The following is a 14,626-nucleotide window of genomic DNA, read 5'->3' as shown; positions in this document are numbered from 1 at the left end:
GACCGCGACACGCCAAACGCAGCTGCGACGTCGCCGGCGCGGGCTACCGTTGCCTCATGCCGCTGACCGGAGAGTACGCACCGAGCACGTCTGCCTGGGCCCGCGAGCAGGCCGAGCTCTACGAGCGCACGAACGGCGCCGAGGGCAACGACCTGCGCGGCCGCCCCATCATCGTGCTGACGACGCTCGGCGCGGCGAGCGGCAAGCTGCGCAAGACCGCGCTCATGCGCGTCGAGCACGAGGGCCGCTACGTGTGCGTCGCCTCGAAGGGCGGCGCCCCCGAGCATCCGGCGTGGCACCACAACCTCGTCGCGCACCCGCTGTGCGAGCTGCAGGACCTCGCCGACAAGCGCGACTACCGCGCCCGCGAGCTGCCCGAGGGTCCCGAGCGCGAGGTCTGGTGGCAGCGCGCGTGCGAGGTCTGGCCCGACTACGCGAACTACCAGCAGAAGACGGAGCGGCTCATCCCGCTGTGGCTGCTCGAGCCGGTCGAGGGCGCTGAGGCGACGGCAGGCGCCGAGGGTTAGACCCCCGCGCGGCGCGACAGCAGATCCTCCGCCGCGACCCACGCGAGCATCGCGCACTTCACGCGCGCGACGAACCTCGACACCCCGCTGAGCGCGGCCGCGTCGCCGAAGCGCTCCTCGTCGAGCGCGATCGACCCGCGCGAGCGCAGCGCCTCGCGGAACTCGTCGATGAGCGCCCGCAGCTCCTCCGGCCGCCACGCCTCGCCCTCGGCGGCGCTCTCCTCGGCGAGGGTCGCCAGCAGCGAGGCGCTCGCCTGCGAGATCGAGCAGCCGCTGCCCTCCCACGCGACCTCCGTCACGCGCTCGCCCGCGGCATCCCACCGCAGCGCGAGCGTGACCTCGTCGCCGCAGACGGGGTTGCGCTGGTGGCTCGTGACCTCGCCCGGCTCGAGCCCGACGCCGTGCGGGTGCTTCGAGTGGTCGAGGATGATCTGCTGGTACAGCTGCTCGAGCCCGCTCACGATGCCGCCCCTCCGTCGAGCCCGAAGAACGGGCGGATGCTCGCCACGGCCTCGATCGCCCGGTCGAGCTCGGCGACCGTCGTGTGCACGCCCGCGCTGAGCCGCAGGCTGGCCGTCGCGCCGAGTCGGCGGTGCAGGGGCTGCGCGCAGTGGTGGCCGACGCGCGCCGCGATGCCGACCTCGTCGAGCACCTGGCCGGCGTCGTGCGCGTGCACGCCGTCGACGACGATCGAGGCGAGCGCCACGCGGCCCGCGGGGTCGACGCCGCCGAGCACGCGCACGCCCGGCACGCTCGCGAGCCCGCCGAGCAGGTGGGCGGCGAGCTCGTGCTCGGTCGCGGCGATGCGGTCGAGGCCGACGCCCTCGAGGAAGCGGATGGCCGCGGCGAGGCCGACCGCCTGCGACAGCCGGGGCGAGCCGGGCTCGAAACGCTGCGGTGCGGGCAGGTACTCGGCGCGCTCCATCGTCACGGTCGTGATCATCGACCCGCCGTAGAGGAAAGGCGGCATCGCGTCGAGCAGCTCGGCGCGGCCGTAGAGCACGCCGATGCCGGTGGGGCCGTAGAGCTTGTGACCGCTGAACACGGCGAGGTCGACGTCGAGCTCGCGGGGCCTCAGCGGCAGGTGCGGCGCGGACTGGCACGCGTCGAGCACGACGAGGGCGCCGACGGCGCGGGCGAGCGGCACGAGTGCGTCGAGCGGCGTGATGGCGCCGGTGACGTTCGAGACGTGGGTGACGGCGAGCAGCCGCGTGCGCTCGCCGATGATGCGCGCGGCCGCCTCGAGGTCGAGCGATCCGTCGTCGAGCACGGGCACGTACCGCAGCGTGGCGCCGGTGCGCGCGGCGAGCTCCTGCCACGGGATGAGGTTGGCGTGGTGCTCGAGCTCGGTGACGACGATCTCGTCGCCCTCGCGCAGCGCGAGCGGTGCGGCGTCGGCGTGCGACCCGGCTCCGCGGCCGAGGCTCGCCGTGCCGAGCGAGGAGGCGATGAGGTTGAGCGCCTCGGTGGCGTGGCTCGTGAAGACCACCTCGTTCTCGGCGACGCCGAGGAAGCGCGCGACGGTGCCGCGGGCATCCTCGTACGCCTCGGTCGCCTCGCCGGCGAGGGTGTGCGCGCCGCGATTGACGGCGGCGTTCGCGGTGCGCAGGAAGGCGCTCTCGGCGTCGATCACGACGCCGGGCTTCTGCGCGGTCGCCGCCGAATCGAGGTAGGTCAGCGGATGCCCGTTGACCTCGCGACGCAGGATCGGGAACTGCGCGCGGATCGCCTCGATCTCGGCGGAGGTGAGGGGCGCGGCGGTCACTCCTCCAGGGTAGGCGGTCGCGGACGCGTCGACCTGGGGAGGAGATCGCGAGTGGCTTTCGCCTATCGGACAGGCGAAGCCGTGTCAATCCCTTTCGGCCGGATTCTCGGTGTGGTCGGATGGGGGTCGTTTGGCCGCCGGAGGGCGCGCCCGAGAAGTCAGGACCACCCCATCAGCACGACCACTCACACCGCGCGCCGCTCGCCGCTCGCCGACGCCGACCTGCTGGGCTCGCTCGCCGAGCTCGCGCGCATCTGCGCCAACCGCCCCGACCGCGCCTCGTTCGCCAGCTCGCTCGTGCTGCAGGCGCTGCGCCCCTTCGGGGCGCGGGCGGCCGGCGTCGGCATGCTCGACGCGCAGGGCTACCTCGACATGCGCACGATGTACGGCTTCCCCGTCGGCGCCCTTCGCGACGGCCCGCGCTACGCCCTCGGCGACCCCTTCCCCCTGCCCGAGTCGGTGCGCCGCGGCACGGTCATCGAAGACGAGGTGCCGGCGCTCGTCGAGCGCTACCCGGGGCTCGCACCGATCGGCCTGCAGGGGCGCTTCATGATCTTCCTGCCCCTGCAGCTCCGGGGGGCGACGATCGGCGGCTTGGCGATCGAGATGGATGCCCGCCCCGACCACGAGCGCCACCGCGTCTTCTGGGGCGCCGTCTGCGATCTCGTCTCCGCGTCGCTCGCGATCGACGAGCTCGCGACGGCGCGCGAGCGCGGCCGGCGAGCGGGCCCCCTCACCGCGCGGCAGCGCGAGATCCTCGCCCACATGCAGCGGGGCCTCACCAACGGTCAGATCGCCCGCACCATGAACTTCGGCACCTCGACGATCGGTCACGACATCATGCGCATCTTCGACGTGCTCGGTGTCGAGTCGCGCCGAGACGCCGTCGAGGCGGCGATGCGCGCGGGCATCCTCGCGGCGCACGAGCCCGACCCGACTTCCTGACGCGCGGGAAAATTCGTACCGTTGACATCGTGAACGACGCCGACCTGCTGCGCTGCCTCGGCGAGCTCGCGCGGCAGTGCGCCCGCCGACCCGAGCTCTCGGCGCTCGTGCAGGGGCTCGTGCGGGGCGCCCTGCGGCCCTTCGAGGCGAAGGCCTCCGCGCTCGGCACGATCGACGAGCACGGCCTGCTCGAGATCCGCACGATGCACGGGTTCCCCGCCGGCACGCTGCGGCGCGGGCCGCGCTTCCCCCTCGACGACGCGCTGCCGCTCTCCGATGTCGCCCGCACCGGCCGCCCGCTCGCCGGCACCTACCGCGAGATGACGCAGCGCTACCCGGCCCTCGCCGAGTACGAGCCGCGCGGCACGCACGCCCTGTACCTGCCGCTGCGCAGCGGCGACCGCACCCTCGGCGCGATCTCCCTCGGCATGGAGCAGCCCTCGAAGCTCGCCGAGCGGTCGGCGTTCTGGGAGGCCGTGGGCGGGATGCTCACGCTCGCGCTGCTCGACGCGGAGGCCAGATCGGCCTCGGCGGGAGCATCCGCCCCGAAGGTCGCCGGAGGCCAAGGACCGGGCGAGCTCACCGCACGGCAGCGGGAGATCCTGGAGCAGGTGCGCCGCGGCCGCACCAACGCGCAGATCGCCCGGGCGCTGCAGTTCGGCACCTCGACCATCGGCCACGACCTCATGCGGGTCTTCGACGCCCTCGGCGTGGAGTCGCGCACCGAGGCGGTGGAGGTCGCCGAGCGCGCGGGTCTGCTGGCTCCGCTTGACGCGCCGACCGCCGCAGACAAAGGAACGCGCGAGGCCTCTACCACCTGAGGCCCCGCGCGTCGTCGAGAGGGCGCGGTCGGCTAGAGCGCCTTGACCGCCCCGAGCACCTTCGTGAGCGACTCCTTCGCGTCGCCGAACAGCAGGGTCGTCTGCGGCTCGAACAGCAGGTCGTTCTCGATGCCGGCGAAGCCGGGGCGCATCGACCGCTTGAGGAAGACCACCTGGCGCGCCGAGGCGACGTCGAGGATGGGCATCCCGTAGATCGGCGACCCGGGCGTGGTCTTCGCCGCGGGGTTCACGACGTCGTTCGCGCCGACCACGAGGGCGACATCGGCGGTCTTGAACTGCGGGTTGACCTCGTCCATCTCCTGCAGCGCCTCGTAGGGCACGTTCGCCTCGGCCAGCAGCACGTTCATGTGCCCGGGCATGCGGCCGGCGACGGGGTGGATGCCGAAGACGACCTCGATGCCCTTCGCCTCGAGGGTGGAGGCGAGCTCGGCCATCGTGTGCTGCGCCTGGGCGACGGCGAGGCCGTAGCCGGGCACGACGACCACGCGCTGGGCGTAGCCGAGCAGAATGGCGACGTCCTCCGCGCTCGAGGAGCGCACCGGGCGGTCGCTCGCCGCCGTCGAGCCGGCCGTCGAGCCGCCCTTGAACGCGCCGAACAGGATGCCCGCCACGCTGCGCCCCATCGCGGAGGCCATGGCGCGCGTGAGGATCGTGCCCGAGGCGCCGACGAGCGTGCCGGCGACGAGCAGCAGCGTGTTGCCGAGCACGAGACCCGAGGCCGCCACCGTGAGTCCCGTGAAGGCGTTGAGCAGCGAGATGACGATCGGCACGTCGGCGCCGCCGACCGGCAGCACAAACAGCACGCCGAGCACGATGCCGAGGCCGAGCAGCACGTAGGCGGCGAGGGGCGCCCCGGTCACGACGAGCCAGACGGCCGAGGCGAGCGACGCGACGGCGACGACGGCCATGACGACCGGCCCGCCCGGGAACACGATCGGCCGCGTCGGCATGAGCTCCTGCAGCTTCGCGAACGTGATGACCGAGCCGGAGAACGACACCGCGCCGACGAGCACCGTGAACGCGACCGCGATGACCGAGCCGAGGTCGTCGACGTGCGTGAGCTCGAGCATCGCCACGAGCGCCGCGGCGCCGCCGCCGACACCGTTGAAGAGCGCGACGAGCTGCGGCATCTGCGTCATCGCGACGCGGCGCGAGACGGGCGCCGCGATCGCCGAGCCGATCGCGATCGTGATGATGATGAGCGCGATGTTGTCCAGCTCGGTCGACAGGAAGACCGTCACGACGGCGACGAGCGCGCCGAACGCGCCGATGAGGTTGCCGCGGCGCGCGGTCTTCGGCGAGCTGAGGCCCTTGAGGGCGAGGATGAAGCAGACGGCGGCGAGCAGGTACAGCAGCGCCGTGGCCTCGATCGAGAGGATGCTCATCGCGGGCCCTCCTCGCCCGTCGCAGCGGTGCTCGCCGACGCCGCGGCCGGCTTGCGCCCGCCGAACATCTCGAGCATGCGGTCGGTGACGACAAAGCCGCCGACGAGGTTGACGGTGGCCAGCAGCACGGCGATGAGGGCGACGACGAGCAGCCCGACGTCCTCCGCCTGCCCGGCGACGATGATCGCGCCGATGAGGATGATGCCGTGGATGGCGTTGGCGCCCGACATGAGGGGCGTGTGCAGGGTGCTGGAGACCTTCGAGACGACTTCGAAGCCGACGAAGACCGAGAGCACGAAGAAGGTCAGCAGGGTGATGGCGTCCATCAGCGAGCTCCCGTCTGGTCGGTCGTGGATGCGGTGGTCGCGGCCGCGATCGCGGCGGCGGTGGGCTCGTGGCGCACCTGACCCTCGTGGGTGAGGCAGGCGCCGGCGACGACCTCGTCGTCGAGGTCGGGCGCGACGGCACCCTCGACGGTCATGAGGCCGATGAGGTTGGCGATGTTCTGCGCGAGCAGACGGCTCGCGTCGAAGGGCATCGTCGAGGGGGCATCCTTCATGCCGACGATGGTGATCGCACCACCGGGCACCTCGACGCGGACATCCTGGCCCGCGACGGCGCCCTCGACGTTGCCGCCGGTCTCGGCGGCGAGGTCGACGATGACCGAGCCGGGCTTCATGCCCTGCAGCATCGACGCCGTGATGAGGCGCGGCGCGGGCCGGCCGGGGATCGCGGCGGTCGTGATGATGACGTCGGCGTCGGCGACGTGCGGGGCGAGCAGCTCGCGCTGGCGGTCGGCGCGGTCGGCGGCGAGCTCTTTCGCGTAGCCGCCGGCGGCGTCGGCCGCGGCGTCGAGGTCGAGGTGGATGAAGGTGCCGCCCATCGAGCGCACCTCGTCGGCGGAGGCCGAGCGCACGTCGTACGCGGAGACCTTCGCGCCGAGGCGCTTGGCCGTCGCGATGGCCTGCAGGCCGGCGACGCCCGCACCGAGCACGAGCACGCGCGCGGGCGGAATGGTGCCGGCGGCCGTCATGTAGAGCGGGAAGAAGCGCGGGAACCGCATGCCGGCCTCGAGCACGCAGCGGTAGCCGGCGACGAGCGACTGCGAGGTCAGCGCGTCCATCGACTGGGCGCGCGAGATGCGCGGGATCAGCTCGAGCGAGAACGCCGTGACGCCCTTCGCGGCCAGGGCCGCGACGCCCTCGAGCTCGGAGGCGGGCGAGGCGAAGCCGACGGTGATCGCACCGCTCGGCAGCGCGGCGATCGTCGCGGCGTCGAGCGGGCGCACGTGGGCGAGCACCTCGACGCTCGCGAGGTCGAGCGCGTCGATGAGCGTGGCGCCCGCGGCCTCGTAGTCGGCGTCGGGGTAGCCGGCGGCGACGCCGGCCCCGCGTTCGATGGTGACGGTCAGACCGTTCTTCAGATACTGCGCCGTCGAGGCGGGGGTCGCGGCGACCCGCTGCTCCCCCTCGATCGGTTCGCGGCGCACGGCGATGTGCATGCGGCTCCCTCGGTGTGTGGTGGACGTGAGGCGACTGTAGTGGCGAGATCGTGCAGAACGAGCGTTCATCTTGGCTGAACAAAGCGAAGGAACGGAGATTCTTAACGCCAGGGCAACGCGAACGCGCCTCAACACCCGTGAGGGCGCGAGGTGCAAGCCCCTGGGCGCGCCGCCGCGCAGGGCGCAGGATGCCCGCATGATCAAGAAAGCCATCGGAGCAGCACTGCTCGCCTGGGTCGCCCGCTCGCTCGTCACCGGCCTCCAGCGCCGCACGGCACGGCGCCGCGCGACCGCGGCCGCCGAGGAGGCACGCGTCGGCGCGAACACGCGCGCGGCCAACCCGGCGCTGTAGCGCGACCCCGGCAGGGCATCCGCCGCACCGCTCGGCACGGAGACCGCCGAGCGGTAGCGTGACGCGCATGGCCACCGCCGCTCGCCGCGCTCCGACGATGCACGACGTCGCGGCGCGCGCCGGGGTCTCGCACCAGACCGTCTCGCGCGTGCTCAACGGGCACGAGACGGTGCGGCCGGAGACCCGCGATCGCGTGCTCGAGGCCATCGCGCACCTCGGCTACCGGCGCAACCTCGCCGCCCGCACGCTCGTCACGAGCCGCACGCGCGCAATCGGCGTGCTCGCCCTCGCGACGCCCGACTTCGGGCCGACGAGCAGTCTGCACGCGATCGAGCGCGCGACGCGCGACGCCGGCTACCAGCCGCTCATCACGAGCACGCCGCCCGACGCCGAGGCGATGCGCACGAGTCTGGAGTTCCTGCTCGACCAGGCGATCGAAGCCCTCGTCGTGATCGCGCCCTACCAGCCGATGCTCGACGCGCTCGACCGCGCCGGCATCGCGCTGCCCGTCGTGACGCTGCAGTCCGGCGACGGGCCCGGCGTTGCCGCCTCGGTCGACCAGCGGGCGGGGGCCGCGCTGGCGGCTCGGCACCTGCTCGAGCGCGGGCACCGGCGCATCCAGCAGATCACGGGGCCGGTCGGCTTCCTCGAGGCGGCCATCCGGCGCGAGGCGGTCGACGCCGAGCTGCGAGCCGCGGGGATCGAGCCGGGCGAGGCGGTGCCCGGCGACTGGACGGTCGAGTCGGGCTACCGCGCGGGCGCCGCGATCGCCCCCGACACGACGGCGGTGATCTGCGGCAACGACCAGATGGCCCTCGGGCTGCTGCACGCGCTCGTCGAGTCGGGTCGCCGCGTGCCCGACGACGTGAGCGTCGTCGGCTTCGACGACATCCCCGAGGCGGCGCACAGCCTGCCGCCCTTGACGACCGTGCGACAGGAGTTCGCGGAGGTCGGGCGACGCGCGGTCGCGCACCTCGTCGGCGTGCTCGACGGCGGGCGGTCGGCGTCGGCGGCGATCGAGCCGGTGGCTCCCGTGCTCGTGCGCCGAGCATCCGTTCGGGCGGTCTGACGACCGCGATGCAGCAGGGGGGATGCGGCCGAGGCGCGAAGATGTTAACGTTCACATGACCGAGGAGGCTCCCATGACCGCTGGCGCGACCACCCCCGCCGAGCTGCTCGCGAGCGGCGGAGCCGTGCTCGGCATCGAGCTCGGCTCGACGCGCATCAAGGCCTGCCTCGTCGACCCCGACTCCCCCACGACCGTGCTTGCGACGGGTGCGCACGAGTGGGCGAACCAGCTCGTCGACGGGGTGTGGACGTACGACCTCGACGCCGTCTGGTCGGGCCTGCAGGCGGCGCACGCCGCCCTCGTCGCCGATGCGCACGCGCGCCACGGCGTCGCGCCGACGGCGTACCGGGCGCTCGGGGTCTCGGCGATGATGCACGGCTACCTCGCGTTCGACGCTGAGGGCGAGCTGCTCGTGCCGTTCCGCACCTGGCGCAACACCAGCACCGGGCGCGCCGCGGCCGAGCTCACGGGCCTGTTCGGCTTCACGATCCCGCTGCGCTGGTCGATCGCGCACCTGCACCAGGCCGTGCTCGACCGCGAGCCGCACGTGCCGAGCATCGCGCGCATCACCACGCTCGCCGGCTACGTGCACGAGCGGCTCACCGGGCGCTTCGTGCTCGGCGTCGGCGACGCCTCGGGCATGTTCCCGATCGACTCCGCCGGCACGGACTACGACGCCGACTTCCTCGCCCGCTACGACCGCCTGCTGCGCGAGCAGCACGGCGTCGACCCCGCCGACGCGCCGCTCGGCCGCGGCGTGCGGGGGCTGCTGCCCGACGTGCTGCCCGCCGGTGCGGAGGCCGGCACGCTCACCGCCGAGGGCGCCTCCCTGCTCGACCCGACCGGAGCCCTGCAGCCGGGCGCCGCGCTCTGCCCGCCCGAGGGCGACGCCGGCACCGGCATGGTCGCCACGAACGCCGTCGCGCCGCGCACCGGCAACGTCAGCGCCGGCACGAGCATCTTCGCCATGGTCGTGCTCGAGCGCCCCCTCGAGCGCGCGCACCCCGAGATCGACGTCGTCACCACGCCGGCCGGCGCCCCCGTCGCGATGGTGCACTGCAACAACGGCGCGAGCGAGCTCGCCGCCTGGGCGGGTATGTTCGCACGCTTCGCCGAGGCCGCCGGCACGCCGCTCGACACCGACGCCGTCTACGAGACGCTCTTCCGCGAGGCGCTCGCGGGCGCACCCGACGCCGGCGGACTGCTCGCCTACAACCACGTCGCCGGCGAGCCGATCGCCGAGCTCGACGAGGGCCGGCCGCTGTTCGTGCGCACCCCCGACTCGAGCCTCACGCTCGCCAACACGATGCGCGCCCAGCTCTACGGCGTCTTCGCGACCCTCGCGCTCGGCATGCGCACGCTCGCCGACGAAGGCGTCGCCGTCGACCGCATGGCCGCGCACGGCGGCATGTTCCGCACCGCGGGCGTCGCCCAGCGCTTCCTCGCCGCCGCGCTCGACGCCCCCGTCGAGGTGGCCGACAGCGCCTCCGAGGGCGGCGCGTGGGGCATGGCCGTGCTCGCCGCGCACACCGCGACCGGTGCGGGCGCGACGATCGCCGACTTCCTGACCGAGCGCGTCTTCACCGGCGCGGATGCTCGCCCCGAGCATCCCGTCGCCGACGACGTCGCCGGCTTCGCCGCCTACCTCGACCGCTACCGCGCCGGCCTCGCCGTCGAGCGCGCCGCCATCACCGCCCTCTGAGAGAAAGAACCGCCATGAGCCGCTCCGTCGTGCCCGACCTCGCCGAGTACACCGTCTGGTTCCTCACCGGCAGCCAGGGGCTGTACGGCGAGGAGACCCTGCGCCAGGTCGCCGAGCAGTCGCAGGAGGTCGCGCGCGGACTGCAGTCGGCCGCGGGCATCCCCGTCACCGTCGAGTGGAAGCCCGTGCTGACGGACAGCGACGCCATCCGCCGCACCATGCTCGCGGCGAACGCCGACGACCGCGTCATCGGCGTCATCGCGTGGATGCACACCTTCAGCCCGGCGAAGATGTGGATCGGCGGGCTCGACGCGCTGCAGAAGCCGCTGCTGCACCTGCACACGCAGGCCAACCTCGCGCTGCCGTGGGGCGAGATCGACTTCGACTTCATGAACCTCAACCAGGCCGCGCACGGCGACCGCGAGTTCGGGTACATCGAGACGCGCCTGGGGGTGCCGCGGACGACCGTGGTCGGGCACGTGAGCGACCCCGCCGTGATCGAGCGCGTCGGCGTCTGGTCGCGCGCCGCCGCCGGCCGCACCGCCCTGCGCGGCATGCGCCTCGCGCGCTTCGGCGACAACATGCGCTACGTCGCCGTCACCGAGGGCGACAAGACCGAGGCCGAGCTCACGCTCGGCGTGCAGGTCAACACGTGGGGCGTCAACGAGCTCGTCGCGGCCGTCGACGCCGTCGACGACGCCGCCGTCGACGCGCTCGTCGCCGAGTACCTCGAGACCTACCTCGTCGACGCAGAGCTGCGCCCCGGCGGCGCCCGGCACGACTCGCTGCGCGAGGGCGCCCGCATCGAGGCGGGCCTGCGGGGCTTCCTCGAGGAGGGCGGTTTCACGGCCTTCACCGACTCGTTCGAAGACCTCGGCGGGCTGCGCCAGCTGCCCGGCCTCGCCGTGCAGCGCCTCATGGCCGACGGCTACGGCTTCGGCGCCGAGGGCGACTGGAAGACGGCCGTGCTCGTGCGCGCCGCCGCCGTCATGGGCGCGGGCCTACCCGGCGGCGCCTCGCTCATGGAGGACTACACGTACCACCTCGAGCCCGGCGCCGAGCTCATCCTCGGCGCGCACATGCTCGAGGTCTCGCCCTCGCTGTCGTCGCAGCGCGCGCGGCTCACGATCGCGCCGCTCGGCATCGGCGGCAAGGACGACCCCGTGCGGCTCGTGTTCACGGCCGACCCCGGCCCGGCGCTCGTCGTCGCGCTGAGCGACCTGCGCGACCGCTTCCGGCTCGTCGCCAACGTCGTCGACACCGTGGAGCTGCCGGCCGAGATGCCGAACCTGCCGGTCGGGCACGCGGTCTGGAAGCCGCGCCCCGACTTCCGCACCTCGGCCACCGCGTGGCTCACCGCGGGCGCCGCCCACCACACGGTCATGACGACCCAGATCGGCGTCGACGTCGTGCGCGACTTCGCGAAGATGGTCGGCATCGAGCTGCTCGTCATCGACGAGTCGACGACGATCGCCGGCTTCGAGAACGAGGTGCGCTGGAACGCGGCGTACCACCGGCTCGCGCAGGGGCTGTAGCGGCGCGGCGGCTGGCCGCCCGCGCGGCCGCGCCTCAGGCGCCGACGTACTCGGCGAGGTGCTGCCCCGTGAGCGTCGAGCGCGCCGCGACGAGCTCGGCCGGCGTGCCCTCGAACACGACGCGGCCGCCGTCGTGGCCCGCGCCCGGCCCGAGGTCGATGATCCAGTCGGCGTGCGCCATGACGGCCTGGTGGTGCTCGATGACGATGACCGAGGTGCCGCCGTCGACGAGGCGGTCGAGCATGCCGAGCAGCTGCTCGACGTCGGCCAGGTGCAGACCGGTGGTCGGCTCGTCGAGCACGAGCACGCGGCCGGGCTCGGCCATCGCCATCGCGAGCTTGAGCCGCTGACGCTCGCCCCCGGAGAGCGTCGAGAGCGGCTGGCCGAGCGTGAGGTAGCCGAGTCCGACGTCGGCGAGGCGCTCGAGCACGGCGAGCGCCGCCGGCACGCGCGCGTCGCCGCTCGCGAAGAACGTCACGGCCTCGCTCACGGGCATCGCCAGCACGTCGGTGATGCTCGCCCCGCCGAGGCGGTACTCGAGCACGCTCGACTGGAAGCGCCGGCCTCCGCAGTCTTCGCACGGCGACGACACCGAGGCGAGCATCCCCAGATCGGTGTCGATGACGCCGGCGCCCTTGCACGTCGGGCAGGCCCCCTCGGAGTTCGCGCTGAAGAGCGCGGGCTTCACGCCGTTGGCCTTCGCGAAGGCCTTGCGAATGGGCTCGAGCATGCCCGTGTACGTCGCCGGGTTGCTGCGGCGCGAGCCGCGGATCGCGCCCTGGTCGACCGCGACGACGCCCTCGCGCCCTGCGACCTCACCGTGGATGAGCGAGCTCTTGCCCGAGCCCGCGACGCCCGTGACGACGACAAGCACGCCGAGCGGCACGTCGACGTCGACGCTCTGCAGGTTGTGGGCGGATGCTCCGCGCACCTCGATCGCCCCCGTCTGCGTGCGCACGCTCGGCTTGAGTGCCGCGCGGTCGTCGAGGTGCCGGCCGGTGAGCGTGCCGCTGCGCCGCAGTTCGTCGACCGACCCCTCGAAGACGATCTCGCCGCCCGCCGTGCCCGCGCCGGGGCCGAGGTCGACGACGTGGTCGGCGATCGCGATCGCCTCCGGCTTGTGCTCGACGACGAGCACCGTGTTGCCCTTGTCGCGCAGGCGCAGCAGCAGCTCGTTCATGCGCTGGATGTCGTGCGGGTGCAACCCGACGGTCGGCTCGTCGAAGACGTAGGTGACGTCGGTGAGCGACGACCCGAGGTGTCGGATCATCTTCGTGCGCTGCGCCTCGCCGCCCGACAGCGTGCCGGCGGGTCGGTCGAGGCTGAGGTAGCCGAGCCCGATCTCGGTGAACGAGTCGAGCGTGCGGCGCAGGTTCGCGACGAGCGGGCCGACGCCCGGCTCGTCGATCGCGGCGACCCAGGTGGCGAGGTCGCTGATCTGCATCGCGCACGCCTCGGCGATGCTGACACCCGCGATGCGCGACGATCGCGCGGCGGCGCTCAGGCGCGTGCCCTCGCACTCGGGGCACGCCGTGAACGTCACCGCCCGCTCGACGAAGGCGCGGATGTGCGGCTGCATCGCGTCGACGTCTTTGCTGAGCATCGACTTCTGGATGCGCGGCACGAGCCCCTCGTACGTCATGTTGATGCCGGCGATCCTGACCTTCGTCGGCTCCTGGTAGAGGAACGCCTGCCGCATCTCGGGGCTGAACTCGCGCACCGGGATGCCCGGGTCGAGGAACCCGGACTCGGTGAACATGCGCACCATCCACCCGTCGGCCGTGTAGCCGGGCACGGTGATCGCGCCGTCGGCGAGCGAGCGGCTCTCGTCGACGAGCTGGCTGATGTCGATGTCGGTGACGCTGCCCATGCCCTCGCATCGCGGGCACATGCCGCCGAGGTACACCTCGTTCTCGATGACGGTGCGCTCGCCCGTCGCGCTCTCGCGCTCGCCGCTCACGCGCGTCGTCGGCACGTTGAACGAGAACGCGTTCGGCGGCCCGATGTACGGGTCGCCGAGGCGGCTGAACAGCACGCGCAGCATCGCGTTGGCGTCGGTCGCGGTGCCGACGGTCGAGCGCGAGTTCGCGCCCATGCGCTCCTGGTCGACGATGATCGCCGTCGTCAGCCCCTCCAGCACGTCGACGTCGGGTCGGGCGAGGCTCGGCATGAAGTTCTGCACGAAGGCGCTGTAGGTCTCGTTGATCATGCGCTGCGACTCGGCCGCGATCGTGGCGAACACGAGACTCGACTTGCCCGAGCCGCTGACGCCGGTGAAGACCGTCAGGCGCCGCTTCGGGATGTCGACCGAGACATCCCGCAGATTGTTCTCGCGCGCCCCCTGCACCCGGATCAGATCGTGGCTGTCGGCCGGATGCTGCGCTGCGGTCATGCCGCGATGCTAGCCCTGCCCACCGACGTTGGAGGGGCGTAGCGTGGCCGCCATGTCGCGCCTCGTCTACTCGGTCGCCTGCTCGCTCGATGGGTACAACTCCGACGCGAGCGGAGGCTTCGACTGGGCCTTCCCGAGCGAGCAGGTCGTCGCCGCGATCAACGACGACATGGAGGCCGTCAGCACCTACCTCTACGGCCGGCGCATGTACGAGACGATGTCGGGCTGGGAGACCGAGCCCGAGTGGGCCGACACCCCCGAGATGGAGCGCTTCGCGGCGATGTGGCAGCGCGCCGAGAAGGTCGTGTTCTCGCGCACGCTCGACGGCGTCGTCACCACCCGCACGCGCCTCGAGCGCGAGCTCACGCGGGCGTCGATCGAACGCTCGCTCGCCGAGGCGGCGGGCGACGTCACGATCGAGGGGCCGACGCTCGCGGCGACCGCATTCCGACTCGGGCTCGTCGACGTCGTGCAGCTGCTCGTCTGCCCCGCCATCGTCGGCGGCAGCACGCGCGCGCTGCCCGACGACGTGCGGCTCGACCTGCGGCTGACGCGCGAGCGCCGCTTCGACAACGGCATGGTGCAGGTTACGTACGAGCGCGCGTGACGCT

Annotated in this window: 14 protein-coding genes; 8 read left to right on the top strand and 6 right to left on the bottom strand. The window is 73.1% G+C overall.

The window, feature by feature from the left end:
- The first annotated feature begins 56 nt into the window (after window positions 1–56).
- On the top strand, window positions 57–527 hold the full coding sequence (locus tag ID804_RS02235; RefSeq protein WP_169077319.1) for a nitroreductase family deazaflavin-dependent oxidoreductase: 471 nt from the start codon (window positions 57–59) through the stop codon (window positions 525–527).
- On the opposite strand, the gene sufU is transcribed toward ID804_RS02235, so the two are convergent.
- Together sufU and ID804_RS02225 are read right to left on the bottom strand one after the other, a co-directional pair.
- Window positions 524–988, bottom strand: coding sequence for a Fe-S cluster assembly sulfur transfer protein SufU (sufU, locus tag ID804_RS02230; protein WP_169077318.1), 465 nt, complete (start codon window positions 986–988; stop codon window positions 524–526). The genes ID804_RS02235 and sufU overlap by 4 nt on opposite strands.
- A complete protein-coding gene (locus tag ID804_RS02225; protein WP_169077317.1) occupies window positions 985–2,292 on the bottom strand; it encodes a SufS family cysteine desulfurase in 1,308 nt (435 codons plus the stop codon). Before ID804_RS02225 ends, sufU begins: the two co-directional genes overlap by 4 nt.
- 81 nt (window positions 2,293–2,373) lie before the next feature.
- On the opposite strand from ID804_RS02225, the gene ID804_RS12400 reads away from it, so the two are divergent.
- Together ID804_RS12400 and ID804_RS02215 are read left to right on the top strand one after the other, a co-directional pair.
- A complete protein-coding gene (locus ID804_RS12400) occupies window positions 2,374–3,237 on the top strand; it encodes a helix-turn-helix transcriptional regulator (protein ID WP_169077316.1) in 864 nt (287 codons plus the stop codon).
- Window positions 3,238–3,266: 29 nt separating this feature from the next.
- Entirely contained in the window at window positions 3,267–4,058 is a 792-nt protein-coding gene (locus ID804_RS02215) for a helix-turn-helix transcriptional regulator (protein ID WP_169077315.1), read from the top strand.
- A gap of 32 nt (window positions 4,059–4,090) precedes the next feature.
- Here the strand turns inward: ID804_RS02215 and ID804_RS02210 are convergent, their stop codons facing one another.
- Genes ID804_RS02210 through ID804_RS02200 form a run of 3 tightly spaced genes read right to left on the bottom strand, consistent with a single transcriptional unit; the run spans window position 4,091 to window position 6,965 of the window.
- Window positions 4,091–5,464, bottom strand: coding sequence for an NAD(P)(+) transhydrogenase (Re/Si-specific) subunit beta (locus tag ID804_RS02210; RefSeq protein ID WP_169077314.1), 1,374 nt, complete (start codon window positions 5,462–5,464; stop codon window positions 4,091–4,093).
- On the bottom strand, window positions 5,461–5,790 hold the full coding sequence (locus ID804_RS02205) for an NAD(P) transhydrogenase subunit alpha part 2 (RefSeq protein ID WP_169077313.1): 330 nt from the start codon (window positions 5,788–5,790) through the stop codon (window positions 5,461–5,463). The genes ID804_RS02210 and ID804_RS02205 overlap by 4 nt, the downstream gene beginning before the upstream one ends.
- Window positions 5,790–6,965, bottom strand: a complete 1,176-nt coding sequence (locus tag ID804_RS02200) for a Re/Si-specific NAD(P)(+) transhydrogenase subunit alpha (RefSeq protein WP_169077312.1) — start codon at window positions 6,963–6,965, stop codon at window positions 5,790–5,792. The genes ID804_RS02205 and ID804_RS02200 overlap by 1 nt, the downstream gene beginning before the upstream one ends.
- Before the next feature lie 196 nt (window positions 6,966–7,161).
- On the opposite strand from ID804_RS02200, the gene ID804_RS02195 reads away from it, so the two are divergent.
- The 4 genes from ID804_RS02195 to araA all read left to right on the top strand — a co-directional run bounded on the left by ID804_RS02195 (window position 7,162) and on the right by araA (window position 11,623).
- Window positions 7,162–7,317, top strand: a complete 156-nt coding sequence (locus tag ID804_RS02195; protein ID WP_169077311.1) for a hypothetical protein — start codon at window positions 7,162–7,164, stop codon at window positions 7,315–7,317.
- A 67-nt stretch (window positions 7,318–7,384) separates the two neighbouring features.
- Entirely contained in the window at window positions 7,385–8,386 is a 1,002-nt protein-coding gene (locus ID804_RS02190) for a LacI family DNA-binding transcriptional regulator (protein WP_223158886.1), read from the top strand.
- Window positions 8,387–8,459: 73 nt separating this feature from the next.
- Window positions 8,460–10,088, top strand: coding sequence for a xylulokinase (locus tag ID804_RS02185; protein ID WP_169077310.1), 1,629 nt, complete (start codon window positions 8,460–8,462; stop codon window positions 10,086–10,088).
- A 14-nt stretch (window positions 10,089–10,102) separates the two neighbouring features.
- Window positions 10,103–11,623 (top strand): L-arabinose isomerase, encoded by a 1,521-nt coding sequence (gene araA, locus ID804_RS02180; RefSeq protein ID WP_169077309.1) that lies wholly within the window; start codon window positions 10,103–10,105, stop codon window positions 11,621–11,623.
- A 34-nt stretch (window positions 11,624–11,657) separates the two neighbouring features.
- Here araA and ID804_RS02175 read toward each other — a convergent pair whose 3' ends face one another.
- A complete protein-coding gene (locus ID804_RS02175) occupies window positions 11,658–14,015 on the bottom strand; it encodes an ATP-binding cassette domain-containing protein (RefSeq protein WP_169077308.1) in 2,358 nt (785 codons plus the stop codon).
- Window positions 14,016–14,067: 52 nt separating this feature from the next.
- Between ID804_RS02175 and ID804_RS02170 the strand changes: the two genes are divergently transcribed.
- Window positions 14,068–14,622: a dihydrofolate reductase family protein gene (locus ID804_RS02170; RefSeq protein ID WP_169077307.1), complete on the top strand. Its 555-nt coding sequence runs from the start codon at window positions 14,068–14,070 to the stop codon at window positions 14,620–14,622.
- The last annotated feature ends 4 nt before the right edge of the window (window positions 14,623–14,626 follow it).

The sequence above is a fragment of the Microcella alkalica genome (genome assembly GCF_014595885.1).
Classification (GTDB): domain Bacteria; phylum Actinomycetota; class Actinomycetes; order Actinomycetales; family Microbacteriaceae; genus Microcella; species Microcella alkaliphila_B.
This window is presented reverse-complemented; position numbering and strand designations above follow the sequence as displayed.

Bases quoted from the DNA above. Each gene is read 5' to 3' on its own strand.
- ID804_RS02235 (WP_169077319.1), top strand. From the start codon at position 57: ATGCCGCTGACCGGAGAGTACGCACCGAGCACGTCTGCCTGGGCCCGC.
- ID804_RS02210 (WP_169077314.1), bottom strand. From the start codon at position 5,464: ATGAGCATCCTCTCGATCGAGGCCACGGCGCTGCTGTACCTGCTCGCC.
- ID804_RS02205 (WP_169077313.1), bottom strand. From the start codon at position 5,790: ATGGACGCCATCACCCTGCTGACCTTCTTCGTGCTCTCGGTCTTCGTC.
- ID804_RS02200 (WP_169077312.1), bottom strand. From the start codon at position 6,965: ATGCACATCGCCGTGCGCCGCGAACCGATCGAGGGGGAGCAGCGGGTC.
- ID804_RS02195 (WP_169077311.1), top strand. From the start codon at position 7,162: ATGATCAAGAAAGCCATCGGAGCAGCACTGCTCGCCTGGGTCGCCCGC.
- ID804_RS02190 (WP_223158886.1), top strand. From the start codon at position 7,385: ATGGCCACCGCCGCTCGCCGCGCTCCGACGATGCACGACGTCGCGGCG.
- ID804_RS02185 (WP_169077310.1), top strand. From the start codon at position 8,460: ATGACCGCTGGCGCGACCACCCCCGCCGAGCTGCTCGCGAGCGGCGGA.
- araA (WP_169077309.1), top strand. From the start codon at position 10,103: ATGAGCCGCTCCGTCGTGCCCGACCTCGCCGAGTACACCGTCTGGTTC.
- ID804_RS02175 (WP_169077308.1), bottom strand. From the start codon at position 14,015: ATGACCGCAGCGCAGCATCCGGCCGACAGCCACGATCTGATCCGGGTG.
- ID804_RS02170 (WP_169077307.1), top strand. From the start codon at position 14,068: ATGTCGCGCCTCGTCTACTCGGTCGCCTGCTCGCTCGATGGGTACAAC.